Source organism: uncultured Neglectibacter sp. (assembly GCA_937958185.1).
GTDB lineage: Bacteria > Bacillota > Clostridia > Oscillospirales > Acutalibacteraceae > Acutalibacter.
On the sequence record CALFFN010000032.1, the window covers coordinates 1 to 22,829 of the forward strand.

General features: G+C 55.6%; 22 protein-coding genes. 14 read left to right on the forward strand and 8 right to left on the reverse strand.

Annotated features, from left to right (window positions below; genetic code table 11):
- Positions 1–238 precede the first annotated feature (238 nt).
- A complete protein-coding gene (locus AB8996_RS10345) occupies positions 239–1,840 on the forward strand; it encodes a WG repeat-containing protein (RefSeq protein ID WP_369298909.1) in 1,602 nt (533 codons plus the stop codon).
- A gap of 85 nt (positions 1,841–1,925) precedes the next feature.
- Here AB8996_RS10345 and asnA read toward each other — a convergent pair whose 3' ends face one another.
- Both asnA and AB8996_RS10355 read right to left on the reverse strand, forming a co-directional pair.
- Complete coding sequence (asnA, locus tag AB8996_RS10350; RefSeq protein WP_369298910.1) at positions 1,926–2,927, reverse strand: aspartate--ammonia ligase; 1,002 nt, start codon at positions 2,925–2,927, stop codon at positions 1,926–1,928.
- A 27-nt stretch (positions 2,928–2,954) separates the two neighbouring features.
- Positions 2,955–3,494, reverse strand: a complete 540-nt coding sequence (locus tag AB8996_RS10355) for a DUF6106 family protein (RefSeq protein ID WP_369298911.1) — start codon at positions 3,492–3,494, stop codon at positions 2,955–2,957.
- Between the two features lie 434 nt (positions 3,495–3,928).
- On the opposite strand from AB8996_RS10355, the gene pheS reads away from it, so the two are divergent.
- From pheS to AB8996_RS10375, 4 genes are all read left to right on the forward strand, one after another.
- Entirely contained in the window at positions 3,929–4,957 is a 1,029-nt protein-coding gene (gene pheS, locus AB8996_RS10360; RefSeq protein WP_369298912.1) for a phenylalanine--tRNA ligase subunit alpha, read from the forward strand.
- A gap of 44 nt (positions 4,958–5,001) precedes the next feature.
- Positions 5,002–7,368, forward strand: coding sequence for a phenylalanine--tRNA ligase subunit beta (pheT, locus tag AB8996_RS10365; RefSeq protein ID WP_369298913.1), 2,367 nt, complete (start codon positions 5,002–5,004; stop codon positions 7,366–7,368).
- 244 nt (positions 7,369–7,612) lie between these two features.
- Complete coding sequence (locus AB8996_RS10370; RefSeq protein WP_322179912.1) at positions 7,613–7,873, forward strand: IreB family regulatory phosphoprotein; 261 nt, start codon at positions 7,613–7,615, stop codon at positions 7,871–7,873.
- A gap of 119 nt (positions 7,874–7,992) precedes the next feature.
- On the forward strand, positions 7,993–8,238 hold the full coding sequence (locus AB8996_RS10375; protein ID WP_369298933.1) for a hypothetical protein: 246 nt from the start codon (positions 7,993–7,995) through the stop codon (positions 8,236–8,238).
- Between the two features lie 64 nt (positions 8,239–8,302).
- On the opposite strand, the gene AB8996_RS10380 is transcribed toward AB8996_RS10375, so the two are convergent.
- Entirely contained in the window at positions 8,303–9,343 is a 1,041-nt protein-coding gene (locus AB8996_RS10380; protein WP_369298914.1) for a GNAT family N-acetyltransferase, read from the reverse strand.
- Between the two features lie 279 nt (positions 9,344–9,622).
- Between AB8996_RS10380 and AB8996_RS10385 the strand changes: the two genes are divergently transcribed.
- The 5 genes from AB8996_RS10385 (at position 9,623) to AB8996_RS10405 (ending at position 14,272) form a co-directional block, all read left to right on the forward strand.
- A complete protein-coding gene (locus AB8996_RS10385) occupies positions 9,623–10,513 on the forward strand; it encodes a glycoside hydrolase family 25 protein (protein ID WP_369298915.1) in 891 nt (296 codons plus the stop codon).
- A 43-nt stretch (positions 10,514–10,556) separates the two neighbouring features.
- Complete coding sequence (locus AB8996_RS10390) at positions 10,557–11,462, forward strand: glycoside hydrolase family 25 protein (protein ID WP_369298916.1); 906 nt, start codon at positions 10,557–10,559, stop codon at positions 11,460–11,462.
- 101 nt (positions 11,463–11,563) lie between these two features.
- Positions 11,564–12,124 carry a hypothetical protein gene (locus AB8996_RS10395; protein WP_369298917.1) on the forward strand — a complete coding sequence of 187 codons (561 nt, stop codon included), beginning with the start codon at positions 11,564–11,566 and terminating at the stop codon, positions 12,122–12,124.
- A 65-nt stretch (positions 12,125–12,189) separates the two neighbouring features.
- Positions 12,190–12,738 (forward strand): sigma-70 family RNA polymerase sigma factor, encoded by a 549-nt coding sequence (locus AB8996_RS10400; RefSeq protein WP_369298918.1) that lies wholly within the window; start codon positions 12,190–12,192, stop codon positions 12,736–12,738.
- Positions 12,719–14,272: a DUF4179 domain-containing protein gene (locus tag AB8996_RS10405; RefSeq protein ID WP_369298919.1), complete on the forward strand. Its 1,554-nt coding sequence runs from the start codon at positions 12,719–12,721 to the stop codon at positions 14,270–14,272. The genes AB8996_RS10400 and AB8996_RS10405 overlap by 20 nt, the downstream gene beginning before the upstream one ends.
- Positions 14,273–14,415: 143 nt before the next feature.
- On the opposite strand, the gene AB8996_RS10410 is transcribed toward AB8996_RS10405, so the two are convergent.
- Both AB8996_RS10410 and AB8996_RS10415 read right to left on the reverse strand, forming a co-directional pair.
- Entirely contained in the window at positions 14,416–14,784 is a 369-nt protein-coding gene (locus tag AB8996_RS10410; protein WP_369298920.1) for an endonuclease domain-containing protein, read from the reverse strand.
- A gap of 168 nt (positions 14,785–14,952) precedes the next feature.
- Complete coding sequence (locus AB8996_RS10415) at positions 14,953–15,624, reverse strand: HAD family hydrolase (RefSeq protein ID WP_369298921.1); 672 nt, start codon at positions 15,622–15,624, stop codon at positions 14,953–14,955.
- Between the two features lie 210 nt (positions 15,625–15,834).
- On the opposite strand from AB8996_RS10415, the gene AB8996_RS10420 reads away from it, so the two are divergent.
- From AB8996_RS10420 to AB8996_RS10435, 4 genes are all read left to right on the forward strand, one after another.
- A complete protein-coding gene (locus AB8996_RS10420) occupies positions 15,835–17,007 on the forward strand; it encodes an NADP-dependent malic enzyme (RefSeq protein WP_369298922.1) in 1,173 nt (390 codons plus the stop codon).
- Positions 17,008–17,061: 54 nt separating this feature from the next.
- Positions 17,062–17,619 (forward strand): ECF transporter S component, encoded by a 558-nt coding sequence (locus tag AB8996_RS10425; protein ID WP_369298923.1) that lies wholly within the window; start codon positions 17,062–17,064, stop codon positions 17,617–17,619.
- Positions 17,620–17,655: 36 nt separating this feature from the next.
- Complete coding sequence (locus AB8996_RS10430) at positions 17,656–18,225, forward strand: hypothetical protein (RefSeq protein WP_369298924.1); 570 nt, start codon at positions 17,656–17,658, stop codon at positions 18,223–18,225.
- A gap of 148 nt (positions 18,226–18,373) precedes the next feature.
- Positions 18,374–19,984 carry a trypsin-like peptidase domain-containing protein gene (locus AB8996_RS10435; protein WP_369298925.1) on the forward strand — a complete coding sequence of 537 codons (1,611 nt, stop codon included), beginning with the start codon at positions 18,374–18,376 and terminating at the stop codon, positions 19,982–19,984.
- A 178-nt stretch (positions 19,985–20,162) separates the two neighbouring features.
- Here the strand turns inward: AB8996_RS10435 and AB8996_RS10440 are convergent, their stop codons facing one another.
- The 3 genes from AB8996_RS10440 to AB8996_RS10450 all read right to left on the reverse strand — a co-directional run bounded on the left by AB8996_RS10440 (position 20,163) and on the right by AB8996_RS10450 (position 22,621).
- Complete coding sequence (locus AB8996_RS10440) at positions 20,163–20,696, reverse strand: GNAT family N-acetyltransferase (protein WP_369298926.1); 534 nt, start codon at positions 20,694–20,696, stop codon at positions 20,163–20,165.
- Positions 20,697–20,780: 84 nt separating this feature from the next.
- Entirely contained in the window at positions 20,781–21,482 is a 702-nt protein-coding gene (locus tag AB8996_RS10445) for a DNA alkylation repair protein (RefSeq protein WP_369298927.1), read from the reverse strand.
- The gene (locus AB8996_RS10450) at positions 21,479–22,621 is read right to left on the reverse strand and encodes a glycosyltransferase (protein ID WP_369298928.1); all 1,143 of its coding nucleotides are present in this window, start codon (positions 22,619–22,621) and stop codon (positions 21,479–21,481) included. Before AB8996_RS10450 ends, AB8996_RS10445 begins: the two co-directional genes overlap by 4 nt.
- Positions 22,622–22,829: the final 208 nt, after the last annotated feature.

Genomic DNA, 22,829 nt, shown 5'->3' on the forward strand with positions numbered 1-22,829 from the left:
GCCCGCCACCATTGGCGGGCTGCCGGGTTATCTGTTCATATCTAAAAAACCACTGTCAAAAGGTATACCTTTTGACAGTGGTTTTTCTATAGACAAATCTTACAGGAAATGGCAGAAATTGTCAAGGAATTCTCTCCTTTTTTCCAAAAATTTTTCTGTTTCATTTGATAAGGAGACCTTTTGGGACAATTGTCAAAAGGTATACTTTTTGACAAAATCCTGAAAGGAGTTCGGAGAAATGAAAAAGGTTGTAAGCTTATTATTGGCACTGTGTTTGCTGGTGGGGTGTTTCCCATTAGCGGCAAGCGCGACAGGTGTCACAATCACCCAGGTCATTCCCTACAAGTACGATATTTTTGCTAACGGTGGGGACTTTTCCGAGGGTCTTGCGTCGGTGAGTTTGAATGGCAAGCATGGCTTCATTGACAAAACAGGCAAGGCAGTCATTCCCTTCAAATATGACGCTACTGGTTCGTTCTCGGAAGGTCTTGCATCGGTGTGCCGGAATGGTAAGTGGGGCGTCATTGACAAAACGGGCAAGGAGATTGTGCCCTGCAAGTATGACTATGTGGAAGACTTCTCCGAGGGGCTTGCAAGGGTGGAAGTTAACGACCAAGGTGTATGGATGTCTGGTTACATCAACAAAACTGGCAAAGAGGTTATCCCTTGCAGGTATGGTTTTGCGTCTTCATTTTCCGATGGGCTTGCGGCGATGGGACTGATCGACGAGGATGGCTATGTTGGAAAAGTTGGGTTTGTTGACAAAACTGGTAAGGAGGTTATTCCCTTCCAATATGATTATGCGGAGTCCTTCTCCGAGGACCTTGCGGTAGTTTGCAACAGAAGATACGGCTACGGCTTTATCGACAAAACGGGTCAGGAGGTCATTCCCTGCAAGTATGACGATGCGGTTTCGTTTTCGGGAGGGCTTGCGAAGGTGAAACTGGACGATAAGTGGAGCTTCATCGACAAAACGGGTCGGGAAGTCATTCCCTACAAATATAGCTACATGGCAGACTTCTCTGAAGGTCTTGCAGCAGTGGAATTGAACGACAAGTGGGGTTTTATCGATAAAACGGGTCAGGAGGTCGTTCCCTGCAAATATGGTGGGGCAGCTTCCTTTTCCGAGGGTCTTGCGACAGTCTGCAATGACAGAGGCAAGCATGGCTTCATTGACAAAACAGGCAAGGAGGTCATTCCCTTTAAGTATGACGGTACAGGTGCGTTTTCGGAGGGTTTTGTGTCGGTGAAACTGAATGGCAAGTGGGGTTATATTTCGCTGGGAGGTGGCACGACTATTCCCACAAAGCCCACCGTTGCAGGCTTTACCGATGTGTATGAGGGCGAATATTATTCCGACGCTGTTGTGTGGGCTGTGGACAAGAACATCACCAGCGGCACGGACAAAAATCATTTCAGCCCCAATGTTTCCTGCACCCGGGCGCAGGCGGTGACGTTCCTGTGGCGCGCCGCCGGGGAGCCGGAGCCTGCGGGCACCGCCGCGAGCTTTAAGGACGTAAAGGCGGGGTCGTACTATGAGAAAGCCGTCCAGTGGGCGGTGGAGCAGAACATTACAGGCGGCACGGGCAACGGGAAGTTCAGCCCGGAGACCGTGTGCAGCCGGGCGCAGATTGTCACGTTCCTGTGGCGGAAGGAAGGTTCCCCTGAAACGTCCGGCAGCGCGTTCAGCGATGTAAAAACCGGGGAATACTATGAAACCGCGGTAAAATGGGCGGTGGCAAATGAGATCACCGGCGGCACGGGCAATGGAAAGTTCAGTCCGGACGCCCGCTGCGCCCGCGGGCAGATCGTCACTTTCCTCTACCGTTACGCGAACTAACTCAACAACAGCAAAAATGAGAGCGCCCCAGCCGACCCGGCTGGGGCGCTCTTTTCTAACAACTAACTGCTAACCACTGCTCGCGTTACAGCAAAATGATATTGCCCTCTTTGCAGAGCCTGCGGGTCTCTTCGTCCCACAGGGAGGACTGCACCTCGCCGATGTGGGCTTTGCCCAGCAGCAGCATACACAGGCGGCTCTGCCCAATGCCGCCGCCGATGGTCAGGGGCAGCTCGTCACGGAGCAGCATTTGATGGAAGGGCAGCTTCCGGCGGTCGTCACAGCCGGCTTCCGTCAGCTGGCGGTCCAGGGATTGTGCGTCTACCCGAATGCCCATGCTGCTGATCTCCAGCGCGCACTGCAGCGGCTCGTGCCAGAACAGCAGGTCGCCGTTCAAGTCCCAGTCGTCATAGTCGGGGGCCCTGCCGTCGTGGGGCTTGCCGCTTTTCAGCCTGCCGCCGATCTTCTGGAGAAAGACGGCTTTGTGCTCCCTGACAAAGGCGTTTTCCCGCTCCTTGGGGGTCAGGGCGGGGTACTGGTCCTCCAGCTCCTGGGAGGTGAGGAAAACAACGTCCCGGCACAGCTCGGTTTCCAGCTGGGGAAACTGCCATTGCAGCTCGTCCAGCGTGCCGCAGATGGCGCTGACGATGCGCCGCACGGTATCCTGCAAATACTCCTCCGTGCGCATGCTGCGGTCGATGACCTTCTCCCAGTCCCACTGGTCCACGTAGATGGAATGCAGGTTATCCAGCTCTTCATCGCGGCGAATGGCGTTCATATCGGTGACGAGCCCGTTACCCACGTAAAAATCGTATTCGTGCAGGGCAAGGCGCTTCCACTTTGCCAGGGAATGCACCACCTGCGCGTCCCTGCCCACAGCGGGGACGTCGAAGCTGACCGGGCGTTCCACGCCGTTCAGGTCGTCGTTCAGACCCGTGGCGGGGTCCACGAACAGGGGGGCGGTGACGCGCTTTAAGTGCAGCGCCGCGCAGAGCTTGATCTGAAACACGTTTTTGATCAGCCCGATCGCTTTCTGGGTCTCGTACAGCCCCAGCGAAGCGTGGTAGTCCTTAGGGATGACAGTCATGGAAAAGGCTCCTTTCAGCGGGTAAACTCAGTTTCTGCCGAATTTTTCAAATTTCAGCTGCCGGGGAATAAACTTTTTGACGGCTTCCTGCAGGTCCTCGTCCGGGTCGAATACCAGCAGGGTCTTTCCCGTTTTCTTGCCCCGGACGATCATGTACCAGGAGCCTTCATGGGCGGAGGACCGGGTGGCGAATATCCGGGTGTCGAAGGAACGGTTCTTCAGCCGCGCTTCGTTTTCGTTGTAGCTGCCGATGTCCTCGCAGGTGTCGCATTCAAAGGCGGTCATGCGCTTCCGGGTGGAACGGTTCATGATTTTGTCCACGGTGACAAAGCCGTTGGTCAGGCTGTATTCGTATTCCAGCAGCCGGGAGCTGATGAGCTTATAGCCGCCGAAAATGGCTGCGGCGGCGATGAGCAGCGTCAGCGTGGGAAACTGAATGAGGAAAAAGCCCACAATAAAGCCGATAAAGGATACCAGAACGATCCCGATCAGGGTCGCTATGGTGATCAGGATATCCACGCCCTCAAATTTTTTCTTTACCATTCGTTCTACAAATACATCGTTCATGGGATATTTCCTTTCACAGGTCAGATTCTTTATGGAATTTCCGTTCATTATAGCATATTATCCGCCGCGTTTCAACGAATCTTTTCGGAAACACTTGAAAATCGAAAATCCTTGTGCTAAAATAAAGCAAAACGCTGAGAAGAAAGAAAGTAGTCCCGCAAAACGCGTGGAAAGAGAGCCTGTGTCATCGGCTGGAAGCACGGGCGCACGGCAGGCGGGGCGAAGTTCCTTTCGGAGCGGTGGCGCTGAAACGACGCAAGTAGGCGCTGACGGGGCAGGTCACGTTACAGACCGACGGAAAGGGCGGGAATTTCAGGCGGACTTGGGATTTCTGCTGAACTTGGGTGGTACCGCGTAGTTTACACTTCGCCCCTTGGCTCACGGGGGGCGGAGTTTTTTTGTCCCCGAAATCGAAACAGGAAGGAAGGTTCACCATGAACGAAAAAATCGAAGCATTGCAAAAGCGCTTTGAGCAGGAGCTGGCGGAAGCCAAAAACAGCGAGACCGTGGAAAAGCTGCGGGTGGCGTATCTGGGCAAAAAGGGCTCTGTCACCGAGCTTTTGAAAGGGCTCAAGGACGTAAGCGCCGAGCAGAAAAAGGAAATGGGTCAGCATATCAACCTGTTGAAAAAGCAGGTGGAGGAATGCATTGCCGACCGGGTGGAGAAGATCAGAGCCGCCGAAGAGGAGCGGCTTGTCGCTTCCGCCGAGCAGTACGATGTGACATTGCCGGTGCAGGAGACAAAGGGCTCTTACCACCCGATCACCATTGTCCAGCGGCAGCTGGAGGAAATTTTCGCCTCCATGGGCTTTACCATCGAGGACTACCGGGAGATCGTCAGCGACTACGAGTGCTTTGAAGCGGTGAACGTGCCGAAGGATCACCCTGCCAGGGATATGCAGGACACCTATTATCTGGACAACGGGCAGCTTTTGAAGACCCAGACCTCCGCCGCCCAGAATGCCATCATGAAAAAGTACGGCGCGCCCCTGCGGGCGATCTTCCCCGGCCGCTGCTTCCGCAACGAAGCCACCGACGCCTGCCACGAGAACACCTTCTTCCAGATGGAAGGCATGATGATCGACAAGGACATCTCCATCTCCAATCTGATCTATTTTATGAAGACCATGCTTTCCGAGGTTTTTGAGCGGGAGATAAACGTCCGGCTGCGCCCGGGCTTCTTCCCCTTTGTGGAGCCGGGCTTTGAGCTGGACATCAACTGCCTGATCTGCGGCGGCGAGGGCTGCCCCTCCTGCAAGCATTCCGGCTGGCTGGAGCTGTGCCCCTGCGGCATGATCCACCCCAACGTCCTGCGGGAGGGCGGCATCGACCCGGAGGAGTACACCGGCTTCGCCTTTGGGCTGGGTCTGACCAGGCTTGTGATGATGAAGTACGGCGTGAAGGATATCCGGGACCTGAACAGCGGCAATTTGAAGGCGCTGTCCCAGTTCAAGCACGAGTGAGCGGCGGTTCGCTTCCGATGAAATAAGAGAAGGAGAAAAAGGCTATGTTGATTTCAATGAACTGGATCGGCGATTTCGTCGATCTTTCCGGGCTGGATCTGGAAAATCTGATCCACCGTTTTACCCTGTCCACCGCGGAGGTGGAGGAAGTGTTCCACATGGGGGAGAACCTGCGGGACGTGGTCGCCGGCAAAATTCTGACCGTGGAGAACCACCCCGATTCCCAGAAGCTCCACCTGCTTACCGTGGACGGCGGCGACAAGGTGTACAGCGTGGTCTGCGGCGCGCCCAACGTGCGGGAGGGCATGATCGTGCCCTTTGTCAAGGAGGGCGGCATGGTGGGCGGCGTGGAGATCGGCTGCGCCAGGCTTGCCGGGTACGATTCCCACGGAATGTGCTGTTCCGAAAAAGAACTGGGCATTTCCGACGACCATTCCGGGCTGTGGGAGCTGCCTGAAGACACCCCTGTGGGCAGGGATATCACAGAGCTTTACGCCATCAGGGACACCGTCTTTGAGGTGGATAACAAATCCCTGACCAACCGCCCCGACCTGTGGGGGCATTACGGCATTGCCAGAGAATTTGCCGCTTTGACCGGGCGTGAGCTGAAACCCCTGGACACCGTGGAGCTGTCCCGGTTTGACAATTTGGCGCCCATCTCCATCGACGTGCAGGAGAAGGAGCTTTGCTTCCGCTACACGGGCTTAAAGGTGCGCAACATCACGAAAAAAGTCAGCCCGGTGGATATGCGTATCCGGCTGTTTTACTGCGGCAGCCGCGCCATCAACCTGCTGGCGGACCTGACCAACTATCTTATGCTGGAAATGGGGCAGCCCATGCACGCTTTTGACTGTGCCAAGGTGGACTGCATCGAGGTAAAGCGCTTCTCGAAGCCCTTTACTTTCCAGACTCTGGACGGCACAGAGCGGGCGGTCGATGAAAACACCCTGATGATCTGCTCCAAGGGGGAGCCGGTCGCCATAGCGGGTATTATGGGCGGTCTGGCTTCGGAAATCGAGGACGACACCGACAGCCTGCTGCTGGAATCCGCCACCTTTGACGCAGTCAGCGTCCGCCGTTCCTCCGCCCGGCTGGGGCTGCGCACCGACGCTTCCATGCGGTACGAAAAGACCCTTGACCCGGAAATGACCTCCACCGCCATTGCCCGGTTCATGAAGCTGCTGCTGGAGATCGACCCGGGCGCGCAGGTCATTTCCCGGCTGACGGACGTATATGTGAAAAAATACCCGGCGGTCTCCCTGAGCTTTGACCAGCATTATGTGGACCGCTACACCGGCATTGAGATCTCCCAGGAGCAGGTGCTTTCCACCCTGCGGGCGCTGGGCTTCCGGGCGGACTTCACCGATGGCGAGTTCCATGTGGACGTGCCCTCCTGGCGCGTCACCAAGGACGTGACCATCAAGGCGGACATCATCGAGGAGATCACCAGAATTTACGGCTATGACAATTTCAAGGTCTCCACCACGCTGAGCCCCCTGTACCCCCAGAAAAAGAGCGCGGCAAATAAATGCGACAATTTTGCAAAGGATATTCTGGTAGAACGGTACGGGCTGCATGAGGTGCATTCCTATATCTGGTTCGACGGGAAAAAGTGCCGGGAGTTAGGGATAGAGCTGGAAGAGAACGTAAAGCTTTTAAGCCCTCAGTCCCCCGATCAGGAAACGCTGCGCACCAATCTGGGACCCACGCTCCTTGCCTTTGTGCAGGAGAACAAGTCCTTCGCGCCGGAATTTGGCATTTTCGAGATCGGCAGAGTGTGCGAGGGAACGCTTCCAAATGGCGACTGCAACGAGCGCAAGGCGCTGGGTATCGCGCTGTACAGCAGGAACCAGAGCGAAAAAGAGCTGTATTTCAAGCTGCTGGAAATGGTGAAGTCGCTGGGCAGGGAGATCAAGCGCACAGAGCTTGCGCTCCACAACACCGCCCCCGTCCATGCGTGGCAGCACCCCAGGAACACGGCGGAGATATCCTCCGGCGGAAAAGCGCTGGGCTGGCTCTGTACGCTGCACCCCTCGGTCCTTTCCAATCTGGACAGGAAAGCGGCGGTGGTCTGCGCCCAGATAGACATGGACAGCTTTGCCGCCCTCCCTGCGGAGGCGCTGGAATATCGGGAGCCCTCCCGGTTCCCGGGGATAGACTTCGACCTGTCCCTGCTGGTGCCGGACGGATTGAAATATGAAGAGCTTTCTCCCGCCTGGGCGGAGGTGGACCCCTCCCTGCTGACGGGGGTCAGCCTGATCGATTCCTTTGCCCAGAACGGTAAAAAGAGCCTGACCCTGCGGTTCGCCTTCTCTTCTCAGGAAAAGACGCTTTCCAAGGAAGAGGTGCAGCCCGTGGTGGACGCCATTGTGGAGAAGCTGGGCAAGGTCGGGGCTGCGCTGCGTTCCTGACGCCTTTTCGGACAGCGAAACAGCAGGTTGCGCCTGTGCCCAGCCCGCGGGATTTGCCCTTGCCAAAAATTTTGCGGCTCACGCCTAATTTCAGAGGGGAGCGGCATATCCTTTCAGGGGGAAGCCCGGCGATTTTGTGAAATCCGCAGCGGGCAGGAAAAAAACTTGCATTTCAGGAAAATTTCCTGTATGATAAAAAGAACCGGGAAGCGTTGCCCGGGCAGACGAAAGGTAGGTGTTCCACGTGCCGGAGGATTTTTCCAGCAACAATACCATCACCTTTTCCATGGAAGAGGTGCGGGAAGCGGATATGAAGCGTATCCTGCTGACCGTGTATGACGCTCTGAAGGAGAAGGGATATAACCCCATCAGTCAGATTGTGGGATATCTGCTGAGTGAAGACCCCACCTATATCACCACCCACAATAACGCCCGCAGCCTGGTGCGCCGGATCGACCGGGACGAGCTGCTGAAGGCGATGGTGCGCTCTTATCTGGGCGAGTGATGCAGATTTGATAAGGAAAGTGCGGTGATTTTTTGAGCGAGCAGAAAGCGGCGCCGAAGACGAAAGCGGCAAAGGCCACAGAAGAAAAAGGCAGCTTCCCCACCTATAAGGGAAAGCCGCTGGTACGCTGCGGCGATACCATTTATTATGGCAGCATGAAGGATAAGTACGTCATCAAGATCGACATTAAGACCAAGAAAAAGGTGGGCGATCTGGACGTTGCCGACAAGGTAACGGTACAGCTGATGTACACCGACCCGGAAATTCGCACCAGAAAGCAGATCGTGAAGACCAGCGAGAAAAACGGTCTCTATCTTGCGCTGGATATTGCAGAAGCATGGCTGACCCGCGCTTTGGCGGAATAAAAAAGCAAAAGCGGCTGTTCTAAAAAAGAACAGCCGCTTTTTTGTATCTCCATCTTTTTGGCAGTTATTTCGCGCCCTTGTTCCGGCTGGTCTGCTCCAGAATTTTGGAGAGCAGGGATAAAAGGGTGTTCTGCTCCTCCTCCGTCAGGTCGGAAGCTACGCTCTGCCCCCACTGGGACAGGTAGCTCCGAATGGTGGGGCCGAGGGCTTTGCCGGAGTCCGTCAGGTAAAGGTTATTCTGCCGGCGGTCCGCCAGATCGGTTTCCCGGCGGATATAGCCAAGCTCCTCCATCTGCTTGATGCGCCGCGCCACGGTGCTTTTGTCGATGTACATATGATTGGCGATGCTGTCCTGCGTGGCGCCGGGGTGGCGGTCCACATGGAGCAGCATGGAGTACATGGGGCCGGAAAAGCCGTACCGGCTCAGCCGCTCTCCCATAAATATCTTTCGGTCACGCAGCAGGAAGGTGAGGGATTTCCCGAGCTCCCGGGCAAATTCCCGGGTTTCCGGCTCTTTCCGATAGCAGCGGCAAACCTGCCGGTATTTTTCTTCATCGTCCCCGGTGAACTGGGGCACAAAGGAACGGTACACCTGCTCCAGATTGGTCTTTACTTCCTCTTCGTTGAAAACACCCTCTGTCAAAGGCAGCAGCAGAATCTGATATTCCACGCCGAACAGCAGGGAATAGACGGAGGTTTGGGTGCAGCCGCAGTGCCCGTAAAACCGCAGGCGGCGCTCTCTTTCGTCTATCTGCTCCGGCGTTTGGGCGCTTTCCACACTTTCCGCCTCGATCAGCACATAGGGCACGCCGAATTCCCGTGATACGCTTTTCAGCCCGGTCAGGAATTTACTGCCCACCCCCTGTCCCCGCAGGCAGGGGTCCACGGCGAAATAGTCCAGCAGAGCGGCGCCCTGGGACAAAATAAACAGGGCGTACGCCAAAACCGTTTTCCCCTCCCGGTAAGCAAAGCAGCGGTAGGAGTTTTTTCGCAGGAGATATTGCATACTGGAAAAGGGGCGCAGCTCGCTGGGAGGGAAGTCCCCCTTCAGACGTGTATCATACAGAGCTTCCAGCTCCTTTTCGCTGAGTGAATCTATTTTCATTTTGGATATCCTTTCCGGGAACATCGGGCTTCCCGGTTCCTTTTTCTCTATTGTAGCAAAAAAGAGGGCTTCCGGCAAGCGGGGGATCAGGGAAAAAGCGTCTCGCCCGGAAAGGAAACAGGAAAACTCTCCTGGACCGGCTCCGCCCGGGAAAGGAAGCTTCTGGAATTTTGCAGGATTTTACAGGAATATCTTGCGTTTTCGCCAAAGTTCCTGTATAATATATCATAAGTTTAATTTTTTGGCTTTTTGTTTTCTTTGTGAAAGGAATGCACTTATATGGATTCTGTGAAAAAACGCAATCTCTTTTGGGCTGTTACGGCGCTGCTGGTGGCGGTGCTTATCATTGTTTCCATCGTCATTTTGGCAAAAGGACCCCGGGACAGCAGCGTGGAGCTCGTTTCCAAAAGCGGCTCTGCGGAGCTGACCGTCAACGATATGTATGACGGGCAGATGACGATCCCTTACTTCGATATCCCTACCAGCAGCTACAAGCCCGACAGCTTCCTGGAAAATAAGGGCGTTATCACCTATGAGGGAGGGGATTCCTTCGTAGGCATCAACGTCAATTCCAAACGGGGAGATATCGACTGGCAGCAGGTGAAGGACAGCGGCGTGGACTACGCCATGATCCGCGTGGGCTGGCGGGCGGACGAGGGCGGCAAGATCGCCGAGGACGAAAAATTTGAGGACAATATCAAGGGCGCCACAGAAGCAGGGCTGCCGGTAGGCGTGTATTTCTATTCTAAGGCGGTGACCGACGCGGAAGCGGAGGAGGAAGCCACCTTTGTGCTGGAAAAAATACGCACCTACAACGTGACCTACCCTGTGGCGATCTACTGGGAATATGACACGAAGGACGACGGCACGCCGGACGAAAGTAAGCGCACGGTCCGCTGTAACGGCGACCAGGTCACGGGCTTTATCGACACGTTCTGCAAGAAAATCGAAGCTACCGGGCGTACCGCCAGCTTTTACTGCGATAAGTCCATGGGCTATACCAAGCTGGATCTCTCGAAGCTTTCCCATTACGATATGTGGTACGCCGAGTTCCGCAGCGTGCCCAGCTTCTATTACAATTACACCATGTGGCAGTATACGAAGTCCGGCACGGTGCCGGGCATTGAGGGCGAGGTGCCCATCAATCTTTCTCTCAAAAAATACGGCTGAGAAAAAAGCTTTGCCCACTATCTCATAGAAGGGAAGGACCGATATGCAGCTGGAACCTGCACAAAAGAAGCTGCTCTATGCCATTGCGGGCGGCGTGGCGGCAGTCGTGCTGATTATCGTCGCGGTGGCGCTGGCGCTGAACGGCAGCGGCTCCCCCGCCTCGATCCGGGATACCTACAGCGGCGTGGCGGTGCCGGATAACGAGCTGCTGGTGGAGGATATGTACGATGGCGAAAAGCTGATCCCGAAGTACAGCCTGCCCGTGAACCAGTACGATATCAAAAAATTTATCATTCGGGACGGCTTGACCCGGTACGACGATTCCAAAGCCTGTATGGGCGTGGACGTGTCCGAGTACCAGGGGCAGATAGACTGGGCGGCGGTAAAAAGCGCCGGTATGGATTTTGCCATTCTGCGCCTGGGCTATCGCGGCATGACCCAGGGGCTTCTGAATGTGGACGAGACCTTTGAGGATAATTTTACCAAGGCAGACGCCGCGGGCTTACACATAGGCGTGTATTTCTATTCCCAGGCAGTGACGGAAGCGGAAGCCCAGGCGGAAGCGGATTTTGTCATTGAGACCCTGAACCAGCGGAAGCTTGATTATCCCGTGGTGTTTGACTGGGAAGCGCCTATTCCCAGCGACAAGCTGCCTGCGGAGACCCTGCGGGCATACGGTATGTCCGGCGAGCAGGTGACGAAAATAGGCACGGCGTTCTGCGAGCGGATCAGGGAAGCGGGATATACTCCCTGCGTCTATTTTAATAAGCATCAGGCGTATGAATTTTTCGACCTGGAGCAGTGGAAGGACTATGATATGTGGTACGCCGAGTATGCCCGCCTGCCCAGCCTGTACTACGGCTTCCGTATGTGGCAGTATACCGACGAGGGAGAAGTCCCCGGGATCGACGGCGGCGTAGACGTGAACATCTGCTTTGAGCCGTTTTAACAGAGAAATAGACAGGGACCTCCCCGGATTTCGGGGAGGTTTTGCTATATAGACGATAGATACTGGATTCTGGACGCTGGATAAGGGCAAGGAAAAAGAGCGTGGAAGCACAGGCAGGTATTTTATGGCGAATAGAGTTTGCTTTTTCCCCAAAATTTTCTGCTTTCGCGCAGGGTGATTTCTGCCCCTTATCGTGTGCTGCCGTGCGCGATTTTCTTTTTCTTTTGGAAAGGGGCTTCGCCCCTTTCCAAACCCCCAGAAAGAAGCTTCCACTTGGCGGCTTTCCGGCAGCGCGGGGAATCCCCCATCAAAAAGGTAGTGGCTTGCGGCTTTTTCCAATTATTGTGGGGGTTTGGGGGAGCGGAGCTCCCCCATGTAATAATAATCGCGTTGCGATTATCACGGAGAACCCCTGCGGTATGCAATACCGCTCTTTTCCCTCCGGGAAAAGCACCGGGCTTCTCCCAAGCAGATTTATTTTGCGCAATAGAGCGCCGGGGATAGGCACACATCAGAATGCGCAACAGGAAGCGCTTTGGAAAAGAAAAACAAGGGCAACGGTGCAAAAACCGTCTTCGGAAAAAGGCAGCGGTCGGCGTACCAAAAGGCGAACCGCACAGAGAAAGGACACGATTGCCCACTGCAAGTGTAACCTTTTATAACTTTTTCCCCTCTAATGGTCGTAAAGGCTTTTGCAAATGAAGTTAGAAAGCGAGGGAGATATCCTTTGGACAGAACTGAAAAGCTGGTGCGCCGGGCGCAGCAGGGCGAAAAGGACGCTTTTGTGGAGCTGATGGAGCAGCAGAAGCTTTCCATGAGCCGCGCCGCGCTGGCGATCCTCCATCGGGAGGAGGACGCCGCCGACGCCATTTCCGAAACGGTGCTTACCGCCTTTTGCAAGCTCTGCGATCTGCGGCAGCCCAAATACTTCAAGACATGGCTTACCAGAATATTGATCTACAACTGCTACCATATCCTGCGCCAGCGGCAGGGACTCGTTTCGCTGGACGCCGCGCCGGAAAACGCCTGGGGAGAGGACCGCACCAGAGAATACGACAACGTGATCGACATTCAAAGCGGGCTGGAACGGCTGGGGGAGAACGACAGGCTGATTTTAACGCTGTTTTATCTGGACGACCTTCCCATCAAGGAAATCGCCGGGCTGCTCCATATCAAGGAATCGGCGGCCAAGGTGCGGCTGAGCAGGAGCAGGGAAAGGTTTCGGAAGGTATATCGGGAAAAGGAGGACATTTGCTGTGAAGCAGGTAGAAAATAGAGAATACGAGCAGGAATTGTTGGAAGAATTGGAGCTGCCCGCCGTGCCGAAGCTCATCGACGACAGGCTGCGGCAGGTCTATGCCGAGCTGCCGGAGCAGGTGCCGGTCAAGCGCCGCGCCCCCGTGCGGGCGCTGAAGACAGCCATCGGGACAGTTTCCGGGCTTGCCGCCGCCCTTGTACTGCTGCTGGGGATCAACGGGTTGAACCCGGCGCTGGCGGAAAGCCTGCCCCTTGTGGGCGGCATTTTCCAGCAGATCAACAACACGCAGGGTTGGGTGAACCTGACCGAAACACAGCTGGACGTGCAGCGGTATACCCAGCCCGTGGAAAATGTGGAAGCGCAGGTGCCCGCAAACGGGCTGCTGGAAAAGCCCATGACAGTCACGGTGCGGGAAGCCTATTTTGACGGGGAGTTTTTGTACGCCGGGCTTTCCATGGAAATCAATACCCGGGACGATCAGCTTTTCAGCAGACGCACCCCCGGCTATGATATTTTGCTGAACGGCGGTAGTCAGGTCAAGTATGACGAGGAGTGCGGGGATATCCTCGGGGCGGCGGGCTTTGTGCTGATGGGAGATCAAACCTGGCAGCCCGGAGGCAGCGGAGAATATCTTTCTCAGGTCTCTTTCCGCGTGCCGGAGCAGTACCGCGATTTGGAGCAGCTTGACGTGACCCTGCAATACAGCGGAATTTACGCGTTTCAAAACGCCTTTGAGCTGGAGCGGAACTCCTCTCCCTTTACCCTAAGCTTTACGGTGGAGAAAAACGACGCGCAGGTAAAGCGCATTGAGGGCGGCGCGGAGCGAAATGGCGTGAAGCTTGTTTCCGCCGTGGCTTCCCCTGCCGGAACAGTCTTCACGCTGGACTTCCCCCCGGAGTATGTGAACCCCAGCAGCGGCGCGAGCTTTGAGGACGGCTGCGCGGTGGGCGCGCTGGGCGACGCTTCCCCCCAGACCACGGAGGAGGGCCTGACCCGTGTCATCCGGGTGTTCGGCGGCTTGCGGGAGGAGGAAACGCGGAAAATCGTGTATTCCGTCTTTGACAAGAACGGCGCCGATGAATACGTGGCGGTGTTCCTGCTGGATTTTGAGGCAGGCACGGCGGAGCTTGGCACAGAGGAGGACATCAGGCAGTTTACCCCGGCGGCATATTACTGTGAGGAAAAGGAGATCCAGAGCTTCCCCGGCGACCATAAAATTTCCCTTGCCAGCCACAAGGAGGCGGGAAACTACCTGCTGCTTTTTGTGGAGACGAAGGATCAACACCCCAGAAAGGTGCAGGTGGAGGTCTGGCAGGAGGACGTTCTGCTGGGCAGCCGGGTAGAGGAGCAGGACAAACGGTTCTACGAAGGGCACCAGTATGTAAACGCAGAGGGGAACACGGTGAAAACCGAGACGAACCGCTATATGTTCGGTCTGATCGGCATGGAGGTGCTGGATTCCGCAAAGCCGGTGACCGTCAAGCTGTACGATGTGGATTCCAACGAGCTGATGATGGAGGAGACCATCACGCTGACCCCTGAAGAAGAATAAAAATTGGGAAAATACGCCCCGGCGCGACTGAGCCGGGCGCTCCTGAAACAGCAAATCCTCCCTATGACACTTGGTCAAAGGGAGGATTTTTTATTCTACGTTGGTTCGGCAGTGCCCTTGGCTCCCTTGTGTAAAGGGAGCTGTCAGCGAAGCTGACTGAGGGATTGTTTTACTGCACCATCAATATACTCACAAACTCCGTGAAAATTTTGATTGATTTCGTTGTTTGGGAGACGAATCACTGCGAGACCATAGGATTTCAGAAAGGCAGTACGTTCGCTGTCTTTTCTCTGATTTTCCTCATCGTAGTGCTGGGAGCCGTCCAGTTCAATCACCAGTCTTGCTTCCGCGCTGAAAAAATCCACAATGTAGTTTCCCAGCACTTTCTGCCTGGAAAATCGAACAGGATAAGAACGCAAAAAGTCATACCAAAGATGGCGTTCCTCTTTTGTCATCTCTTTTCGCAGCTGCTTTGCCAATGGAACCAATTGGTGATTATGCTTTGACTGCATGACAATCCCTCCGTCACGGCTGCGCCGTGCCACCTCCCTTTACACAAGGGAGGCTTTCAAGTAACTGCAAATTCCAATTTATCCGCACAACCTCCGGTCGAAAAGCAATGTTGCCGGGACTGCTCCTGATTTATAGATACCTGTCCTTTTTCGCGCCGGGGTGCTTCTTTATGCCATTTTGACCAGTTCTTCCAGCTCCTCCGCTGTGGAGACCAGATACTTTGCGCCGTGGGTAAGAAGCTCCTCCCTGTCCCGGAAGCCCCACAGCACGCCGCAGGGGTCCATGCCGGCGTTGGTTCCCGTGTCCATATCCACGCCGCTGTCGCCGATGTACAGCACCTGCCCCGGCAGGACGCCCATCTCCTTGGCAAGCTGCAAAACCGCCGTGGGGTCGGGCTTTTTCGGCACGCCCTCCTTCTGCCCCTGCACCAGCTGCGGCAGGTCGCCGTACAGCTCTTTGACGATATATTTTGTCATGTTGTCCGGCTTGTTGGAGAGCACAGCCACGGGAAGCTCCCGCTGTTTCCAGCGGGAAAGCAGCTCATGGAGACCGGGGTAAGGGACGACCAGCTTCATGGGTTCGCTTTCATAGCGGCGGTCATATTCCGCCCGGAAGCGGGAAAGCTCCTGCTCGGAAAGCTCCGCGTGGACGGCGGCGAGCATTCTGCGCATCAGCGTGTCCGCGCCGTTTCCCACCAGGTAGCGGTACTGCTCCGTGGGAATGGGGGGCAGGTGAAAGGCTTCCAGGGTGCCGTTGCCAAAATAGGCGATAGATGATAAGGTATTTGCCAGCGTGCCGTCCAAATCAAAAATGCACGCCCGATACTGTTTTTGTTCCATAGCTTCGCCGCCTTTTTCTTTTTGTGTCCCCATTATAGGTCGGCGAAAGGGGAAAATCAAGAGAAGACATTGATTTGCGCAGCACATCCTGCTATAATAATTGAGCGACAATCGTGATGGGGAAAAGATCAGGGTGCGAGGACTGCACCGGTCCTTTCTAACTACTAAAAACTAACAACTAATAACTAAAACGGAAAGCCGGCGATGAGAATGAATTACAATCAGCAGGCGCTGAAAATGCACCGGGAATGGAAAGGAAAGATCAGGGTGGAAACGCCCTGCCCCCTGACAAGTCAGGACGATCTGGCGGTGGCGTACACCCCCGGCGTGGCAGCCCCCTGTTTGGAAATTGCAAAGGACGTGGAAAAGTCCTATGAATACACCCGCCGGGGCAATCTGGTGGCGGTGGTGACCGACGGTACCGCCGTGCTGGGGCTGGGGGATATCGGCCCCGAAGCGGGAATGCCCGTCATGGAGGGCAAATGCGCCCTGTTCCAGGCGTTCGCCGGGGTGGACGCGTTTCCCATCTGTGTGCGGAGCAAGGACGTGGACGAGATCGTCCGCACGGTAGAGCTGATCGCGGGCTCCTTCGGCGGCATCAATTTAGAGGATATCGCCGCTCCCCGCTGCTTTGAGGTGGAGCGGAAATTAAAAGAAAGGCTGGATATCCCTGTATTTCACGACGACCAGCACGGCACCGCCGTGGTCACGGTGGCGTCCATGCTGAACGCCCTGAAGCTCACGGGGAAAAGCCTGGACAGCATTTCCGCGGTGGTCAACGGCGCAGGCGCCGCCGGAACGGCGTGTACCCGGCTGCTCATGGCGCTGGGGCTGCGCAACGTTGTGGTCTGCGACAAGATCGGCGCGCTGTACCCGGAGCTGCCCGGCATGACGGACGCCCAAAGCGCGCTGGCGGAGGTGACAAACCCGGAGCGGAAGCAAGGGAGCCTTGCCGACGTCATCAGGGGCGCAGACGTGTTCATGGGCTTTTCCGCGCCCGGGTGTTTGACCGGGGATATGGTGCGTACCATGGCAAAGGACGCGATGGTGTTTGCCTGTGCCAACCCCACGCCGGAAATTTTCCCGGAGGAAGCGTTGGCGGCAGGAGCGAAGGTGGTGGGCACCGGGCGCTCCGACTACCCCAACCAGATCAACAACGTGCTGGCGTTCCCCGGCATTTTCCGGGGCGCTTTGGACGTGCGGGCAAAGGAGATCAACGATGAGATGAAGGTCGCCGCCGCGTATGCCATTGCCGGGCTTGTCCCGGAAAGCGAGCTGCGGGCAGATCATATCATTCCCTCCGCGCTGGATAAAAAGGTAGCGCCTGCCGTGGCAAAAGCCGTGGCTGACGCCGCCAGAAGAACCGGCGCGGCGCGGGCATAAGCAGAGTATTTTTGAGAGGACAGGTGTAGTGCAATGGAGAACCAGAAAAAGTCAATGATCACGATTTACAGGGTCGTGCTGATCGCCGTGTTCGCGGCGCTGACCTTTGTGGCAAGCAAGCTCAGCGTGCCGATCCCGGTGGCGGTGGGCAACATGAGCCGAATCCATCTGGGCAATATTTTCTGCCTGCTGTCCGGCTTTGTGCTGGGGCCTGTGGGCGGCGGGCTGGCGGCGGGGATCGGCTCCGCCCTGTACGACGTGATGGACCCTGTCCATATCGCTTCCGCGCCGTTTACGTTCCTGTTCAAGTTCCTGCTGGCGGCGGTCTGCGGGTGGATCGCTTACCGGGGCGGCAGAAAGGGCGCGGATCACAGGTGGAACCTGATTGGCGCGGTTTCCGGCAGCGTGGTCTACATGGTGCTGTATCTTGCAAAAAGCTTTATTCAGAGCCTGCTGCTGGGAAACGAGATGGAAGTGGTGCTGATCGCCCTGGGCACAAAAGCCCTGACCTCCGCTGTCAACGCCGTGATCGCCGTGGCGGTATCCGTGCCGCTGTACGCCGCCATTCGGCTGGCGCTGAAAAAAAGCGGTATGCTGGAAAAGCTGGGCTAACAGGCTTGCCGCCCGGGAAAGAAGGGGTGTGGCGCATTGAAATATTTCTATCATGGCTCCGGAAATTCGGGAATTACGGAGCTTCAGGCTCGCTCCAAGCTTCACGGCACTCAGGAAAAAGTAGTCTATTTTACGGATAATATTCCCTATGCGCTGTTCTATCTTTGGGACGAGAAGCACGTGGGGTACGGCTGCAAGCATATTACCGGCTGGCTCAAAAACGGCACGGCGTATTATGAGGAGCAGTTTCCCAACCAGCTGAAAGCGTTTTATCAGGGTGCTTCCGGGTATTTGTACGGCGTGGGGCAAAGCCCGCGCGTCAAAGCGGTGGAAAACCGGGAAAGCCTTTTTTATTGCCCGGGAAACATTTTGGTGGAAAAGGTGGAGCCTGTCGCCGATGTCTATCGGGCGCTGATGAAGCAGGAAGCGAAAGGGGCGCTGGTCGTCCTGCGATATGAGGAACAGACGGAGCAGCGCCGAAAAGAACTGACAGATTTGATAGCGGAATTTATCCTTCGAGAGCAGTTTTTTGAACAGGATACCCAGCGCCGGGAATTTTTCAGAACCTATTTCCAGGCGGCGTGGAAAAATGCGGAAAACCTGTGATAACAAGTCTTACCGGGACAGTCAAAAAAGTTTCATAGAACGATTTAGAAACCGTCACACCTTTTTCACATTGCGGGGGCATACTATTGTCATAACGAGGGCAGGGAGACCTGCCACCCAACGCATTGTGAAAGGAGCGGCGGTTTTTATGTATAACCCCTACGACAACAAAAATTATCATACAGACAGCACCAACCAAAGCCCGGAGCAGAGCTCCGGCTATCAGAAGCCCACGAACCCGGGCTATGGCACGGGCGCAAGCCCCTACACGGCGCAGACCGGGGCGGGCACGCCTGCCGCACAGCCGGCGCAGACAAGCGCCAACCAGCCCAGTGCGGTACAGTCGAACGGACAGCAGAGCGCGCCTACGAGGGAAAATCCCGTGTACCACACGGCATATCCCCAAAGCGGCACGACCTATTCCCCTACAGCCGCTCCCACCTACACCGCGCCCCAGCAGCCCAGGCAGGCGTCTTATACCTGGAACCCCCAAACCGGCGCGTATTATGCCCCGGCGCAGCCCCCAAAGAAGAAGCGCTCCGGCAAAAAAGCCGGAAAGGTCTTCCTCAAAGCGGCAGCGGCAGTGCTTGCCTGCGCTGTGGTCTCTTTCAGCTCCGTCGGCGTGTTCGCGCTGATGATCCAGAACGGCGTGGTGAATGTCCAGTCCTCCGGCGAGGAAGGAAAAACGGCGGCTTTCACCATTTACAAGAAAGCGGACAGCTCTCAGGCGGTTACCCCCACCGTCACAGGCAGCGGCCTCACCTCTCAGGAGGTGGCGCAGAAGCTGATCCCCTCCGTGGTCTGCGTGCAGAATTATCAGATCACACAGCAGAGCGGGTTTCCCTTTGGCTTCGGCGGCTATGTGGATAACAGCGACCAGGGCAGCCTGTCCCCCGCCGGGGAAGGCTCCGGTATCATTATTTCCAAGGACGGCTACATCGTCACCAACCAGCACGTGGTGGACGGCGCCACAAGCCTGAAGGTGGTCACCTCCGAGGGGCTGACCTACGAAGCGGAGCTTGTGGGAGAAGACACTCAGACCGATCTGGCAGTCATCAAGATCACCACCGAAGACGAGCTGACCCCGGCGGAGTTCGGCTCCTCTGAAGACCTGCAGGTGGCGGATGAGGTCATGGCGATCGGCAATCCCGGCGGCTTGCAGCTCAATTCCAGCGTGACCTTTGGGCACATTTCCGCCCTGAACCGGGAAGTGACCAACAGCGACACCGGCTACAGCATGAAGTGTATCCAGACCGACGCGGCAATAAACCCCGGCAATTCCGGCGGCGCGCTGGTGGACATGAACGGGCACGTGGTAGGCATCAATTCCTCCAAAATTGTTGCCACCGGCTATGAGGGGCTTGGCTTTGCCATTCCCGCCGACACCGTGCAGCCCATCGTTTCCGACCTGATCGAGTACGGCTATGTGAAGGACCGGGCAATGCCGGGCTTCTCCGGGCAGTATGTGGACCGCCTGACCGCCAGCTTCTATGGCATGAACGCCGGATATTACGTGACCCAGGTCACCACCGATACGGCGGCGGAATCCGGCTTGCGCCGCGGCGATATGATCACCGCTATCGACGACACCCAGATCACCTCCAGCTCCACCATCACGGCATATATTGCCAATAAAAAGCCGGGGGATACGGTCACGCTCACCGTTGACCGCAGCCTGACCGGGCAGCAGGGCGGCACCATTGAGCTGACCCTGTCGGAAAATACAGGCAGATCGGATATGGCTTCCCTGCAGGGCTGACCCTCCCCCTGCGGCGAATAGAGTGATCTTAATAGAAAGACGGCAAGGACAGAGCTCTGTCCTTGCCGTCTTTTCTAAAAAAACAGGAAAAATATTGTTACAAAACCGAGGGGAAACGGCTCTAATTTATAAAGACCGTCATTTCGTTTTGCCGGTCTGCAGCTCCGTAAATGAAAATTTACGCATTTTTATTTAATTTGGCGTATACGCAGGTATCCTTCCAAATCGGTTTTCCGGCTTTATCTTTCCAGAAATACACATTCTTTCTGAAATGGGCTTCCCGCTGGAACCCCAGCGCTTCCAGCAATTTCCAGGAGCGCTCATTGTCGGGGTCGCATTCCGCGTAAATCCTGTGTACGCCGTTGGAAAACGCCCGCTGGATTAAAGCTTTGCAGCTTTCGGCGGCATACCCGTTCCCCCAATATTTCCGATGGAATACATATCCCAGCTCCAGTGCTTCAAAATTTCGCTTTCCCAGATATACATTCCCAATCATTTTGTGGGACTTTTTCAGTTCAACAGCTACCATTTCCTCTGTGCCGATACGCCATTCCAGATTCTCTTTTACTTCCTCGAAGACCATCGGCTGATAGGGTTCATATTTCACAACCTCCCGGTCCGACAAATACTCAAATAAGTCCTGTACATCATCTTCCCGGTACCTTCTTAAAATCAACCGTTCCGTTTCTGCGAGTATCCCGTTGTTTTCCATGTTGTTCTCCCCGCATTTCATTTTGTTTTTCAACTTATCAAAGCGCAGCGGAAGTGGCAGGGCAATATGCCCCCGCTGGTAAACTTACAGCTTCCACTGCAAAAGGGAATCTTTCTGCTCCCGGCTTGCCCGGTAGGATTCCCGGATTTTCTGAATGGACTTGTTCTGCACGAATTTTGACAGGCAGCGCTTTTTCAGCAGCGCTTCCGTTTCCGCCGGGAATTTCACATAGCAGACGGAAACTGCCCATGCCACCGCCATCTGCACATAATACTGCTCCTGGGTCATGTGTTCCAGCAGGGACAGGTCGGCTGAAATGTATTCTTCCGTCACAAAGTGCCCCAGCAGCATCACGGCGGCAAACCGGGCAAAAAATTCCCGTTCGTCCTGGAAAAGAGGCTGCAAAAATGCCCACATCGCCGCCCTGTCAGGCTCTTTTTTCAAAGAAAACGAACCGCAGAAAGTATCGCAGACAGCCCAGTTGTCGATCAGGGGAAGAAAAGCTTCCGTGAGTGCCAGCCGGCGGCTCATCTCTGTTTTCATGGAAGCGATCACAATGCCCCGCAGCTGTATCTCCTCAAAGGAATCCGGGCGGGAAACCGCCAAAAAGCCCTCCGCGTCGTTCTTGACGATCTGTTTTGCCAGCCTGCGGACCTCCGGGACACGGACGCCGTAAGCAGTTTTTGTGCCGGGGATCAGGCTTTCGTTAAAGCGTTTGTATTTCTCGTCGGACAGGGTGGAAAATTCCTGTAAAACAGCCTGGTAGTCCTGTTTGGAAAAGCTCATACTCTCTCCTCTTGGGCGCTCTGTTTTTCGTTTACCAGCCGATAGATCAGCTCCAGCAGATTGGGAATGGACTGGGATTTGTCAAAGCCCTCGCAGTTTTTCCGCATGGACAGCAGCCGCTCCTTTTCCCGGAGCAGGTTGGATATCTCTCCGGCGAAATCCCCGTCCTTTTGCAGGCGGACACACATATCATGGGTGGCAAGGAAGTTGGCGTTATCCTCCTCCTGTCCGGGAATGGCGTCAAACACCGCCATGGGCAGCCCGCACGCCAGCGCTTCCGATACCGTCAGCCCACCGGGCTTTGTGACCAGCAGGTCGGCGGCGTGCATATACTTTTCCACCTCGTCGGTAAAAAAGACCAGCCTGGTGGGAATGCGGGAGCCGATCGCCAGCTCCTTTTCAAAGGCCTCATACAGCTTTTTGTTCCGCCCCGTGATGACGATGATCTGCATTTTCACATCGGTGGCTTCCAGCTTTCGGTACAGCTTGATGATATTGGACACGCCAAAGCTGCCCGCCATAAACAGCAGGGTGGGCAGGTCGGCGTCCAGCTTCAGCTCCCGCAGCAGCCCCTCCCGGTCGCCGGGGTCGAAAAACACCCCGTGAACGGGAATGCCGAAAGAATGCACCTTTTCCGGGTCCGCGCCAAAGGTCATCAGCTCCGGCAGCATATCCTCGCTCGCCGTGACGTAAGCGTCTACCTGATCCGCTATGTACGCCCGGTGAACGCCGTAGTCGGTGATAATGCAGATCAGCGGTGCGGTGACGAGACCGTCCTCCTTGAGGTCAGCCACCATTTCCGTGGCAAAGGGGTGGGTAGTGATGATGACGTCGGGCTGGTGTTCGGCGATGGTGGGCAGCAGCAGGTTGCTGAACAGCCCCAGAAGCTTTGGCACCAGGTTGGAGAAATGGTTCTGCTTGTTGGTGCGCTTATACAGCCTGCCGAACAGCGCCGGAGCCTTTTTTGCCATAAAGAGGTAGCTGTCGCAGATGGTCTTGTCCAGCCATTTTCCCACTGCCTTCAGTGTGTCCACGGTGACCACGTCGCAATCGGTATTTTCCCTGATGTACTGCTCTACGGCATGGGCGGCCCGCAGATGACCGCCGCCCGTGGCAGCCGTTAAAAGCATGATCTTCATAAATATCCTCCTTATGTGCAAAAACTGAACCGAATTTTCTTCTGTGCTTTCCAGTATAGCATATCGGGCTGGAAAAGACCAGCGCCGTAAAAAACGTTTCAGGATTTCTTAAGAGAAATCAGGTTCGTAACGAATTTGAAACTTTACTTTTGACAGTGGGGCAGGTATAATGATGGCAGGCAATTATTGCGGGAAAAAATCCGGGGCA

Bases quoted from the DNA above. Each gene is read 5' to 3' on its own strand.
- AB8996_RS10420 (WP_369298922.1), top strand. From the start codon at position 15,835: ATGAATTACAATCAGCAGGCGCTGAAAATGCACCGGGAATGGAAAGGA.
- AB8996_RS10450 (WP_369298928.1), bottom strand. From the start codon at position 22,621: ATGAAGATCATGCTTTTAACGGCTGCCACGGGCGGCGGTCATCTGCGG.
- pheT (WP_369298913.1), top strand. From the start codon at position 5,002: ATGTTGATTTCAATGAACTGGATCGGCGATTTCGTCGATCTTTCCGGG.
- AB8996_RS10445 (WP_369298927.1), bottom strand. From the start codon at position 21,482: ATGAGCTTTTCCAAACAGGACTACCAGGCTGTTTTACAGGAATTTTCC.
- AB8996_RS10345 (WP_369298909.1), top strand. From the start codon at position 239: ATGAAAAAGGTTGTAAGCTTATTATTGGCACTGTGTTTGCTGGTGGGG.
- asnA (WP_369298910.1), bottom strand. From the start codon at position 2,927: ATGACTGTCATCCCTAAGGACTACCACGCTTCGCTGGGGCTGTACGAG.
- AB8996_RS10385 (WP_369298915.1), top strand. From the start codon at position 9,623: ATGGATTCTGTGAAAAAACGCAATCTCTTTTGGGCTGTTACGGCGCTG.
- AB8996_RS10355 (WP_369298911.1), bottom strand. From the start codon at position 3,494: ATGAACGATGTATTTGTAGAACGAATGGTAAAGAAAAAATTTGAGGGC.
- AB8996_RS10415 (WP_369298921.1), bottom strand. From the start codon at position 15,624: ATGGAACAAAAACAGTATCGGGCGTGCATTTTTGATTTGGACGGCACG.
- AB8996_RS10410 (WP_369298920.1), bottom strand. From the start codon at position 14,784: ATGCAGTCAAAGCATAATCACCAATTGGTTCCATTGGCAAAGCAGCTG.
- pheS (WP_369298912.1), top strand. From the start codon at position 3,929: ATGAACGAAAAAATCGAAGCATTGCAAAAGCGCTTTGAGCAGGAGCTG.
- AB8996_RS10440 (WP_369298926.1), bottom strand. From the start codon at position 20,696: ATGGAAAACAACGGGATACTCGCAGAAACGGAACGGTTGATTTTAAGA.
- AB8996_RS10435 (WP_369298925.1), top strand. From the start codon at position 18,374: ATGTATAACCCCTACGACAACAAAAATTATCATACAGACAGCACCAAC.
- AB8996_RS10425 (WP_369298923.1), top strand. From the start codon at position 17,062: ATGATCACGATTTACAGGGTCGTGCTGATCGCCGTGTTCGCGGCGCTG.
- AB8996_RS10390 (WP_369298916.1), top strand. From the start codon at position 10,557: ATGCAGCTGGAACCTGCACAAAAGAAGCTGCTCTATGCCATTGCGGGC.
- AB8996_RS10380 (WP_369298914.1), bottom strand. From the start codon at position 9,343: ATGAAAATAGATTCACTCAGCGAAAAGGAGCTGGAAGCTCTGTATGAT.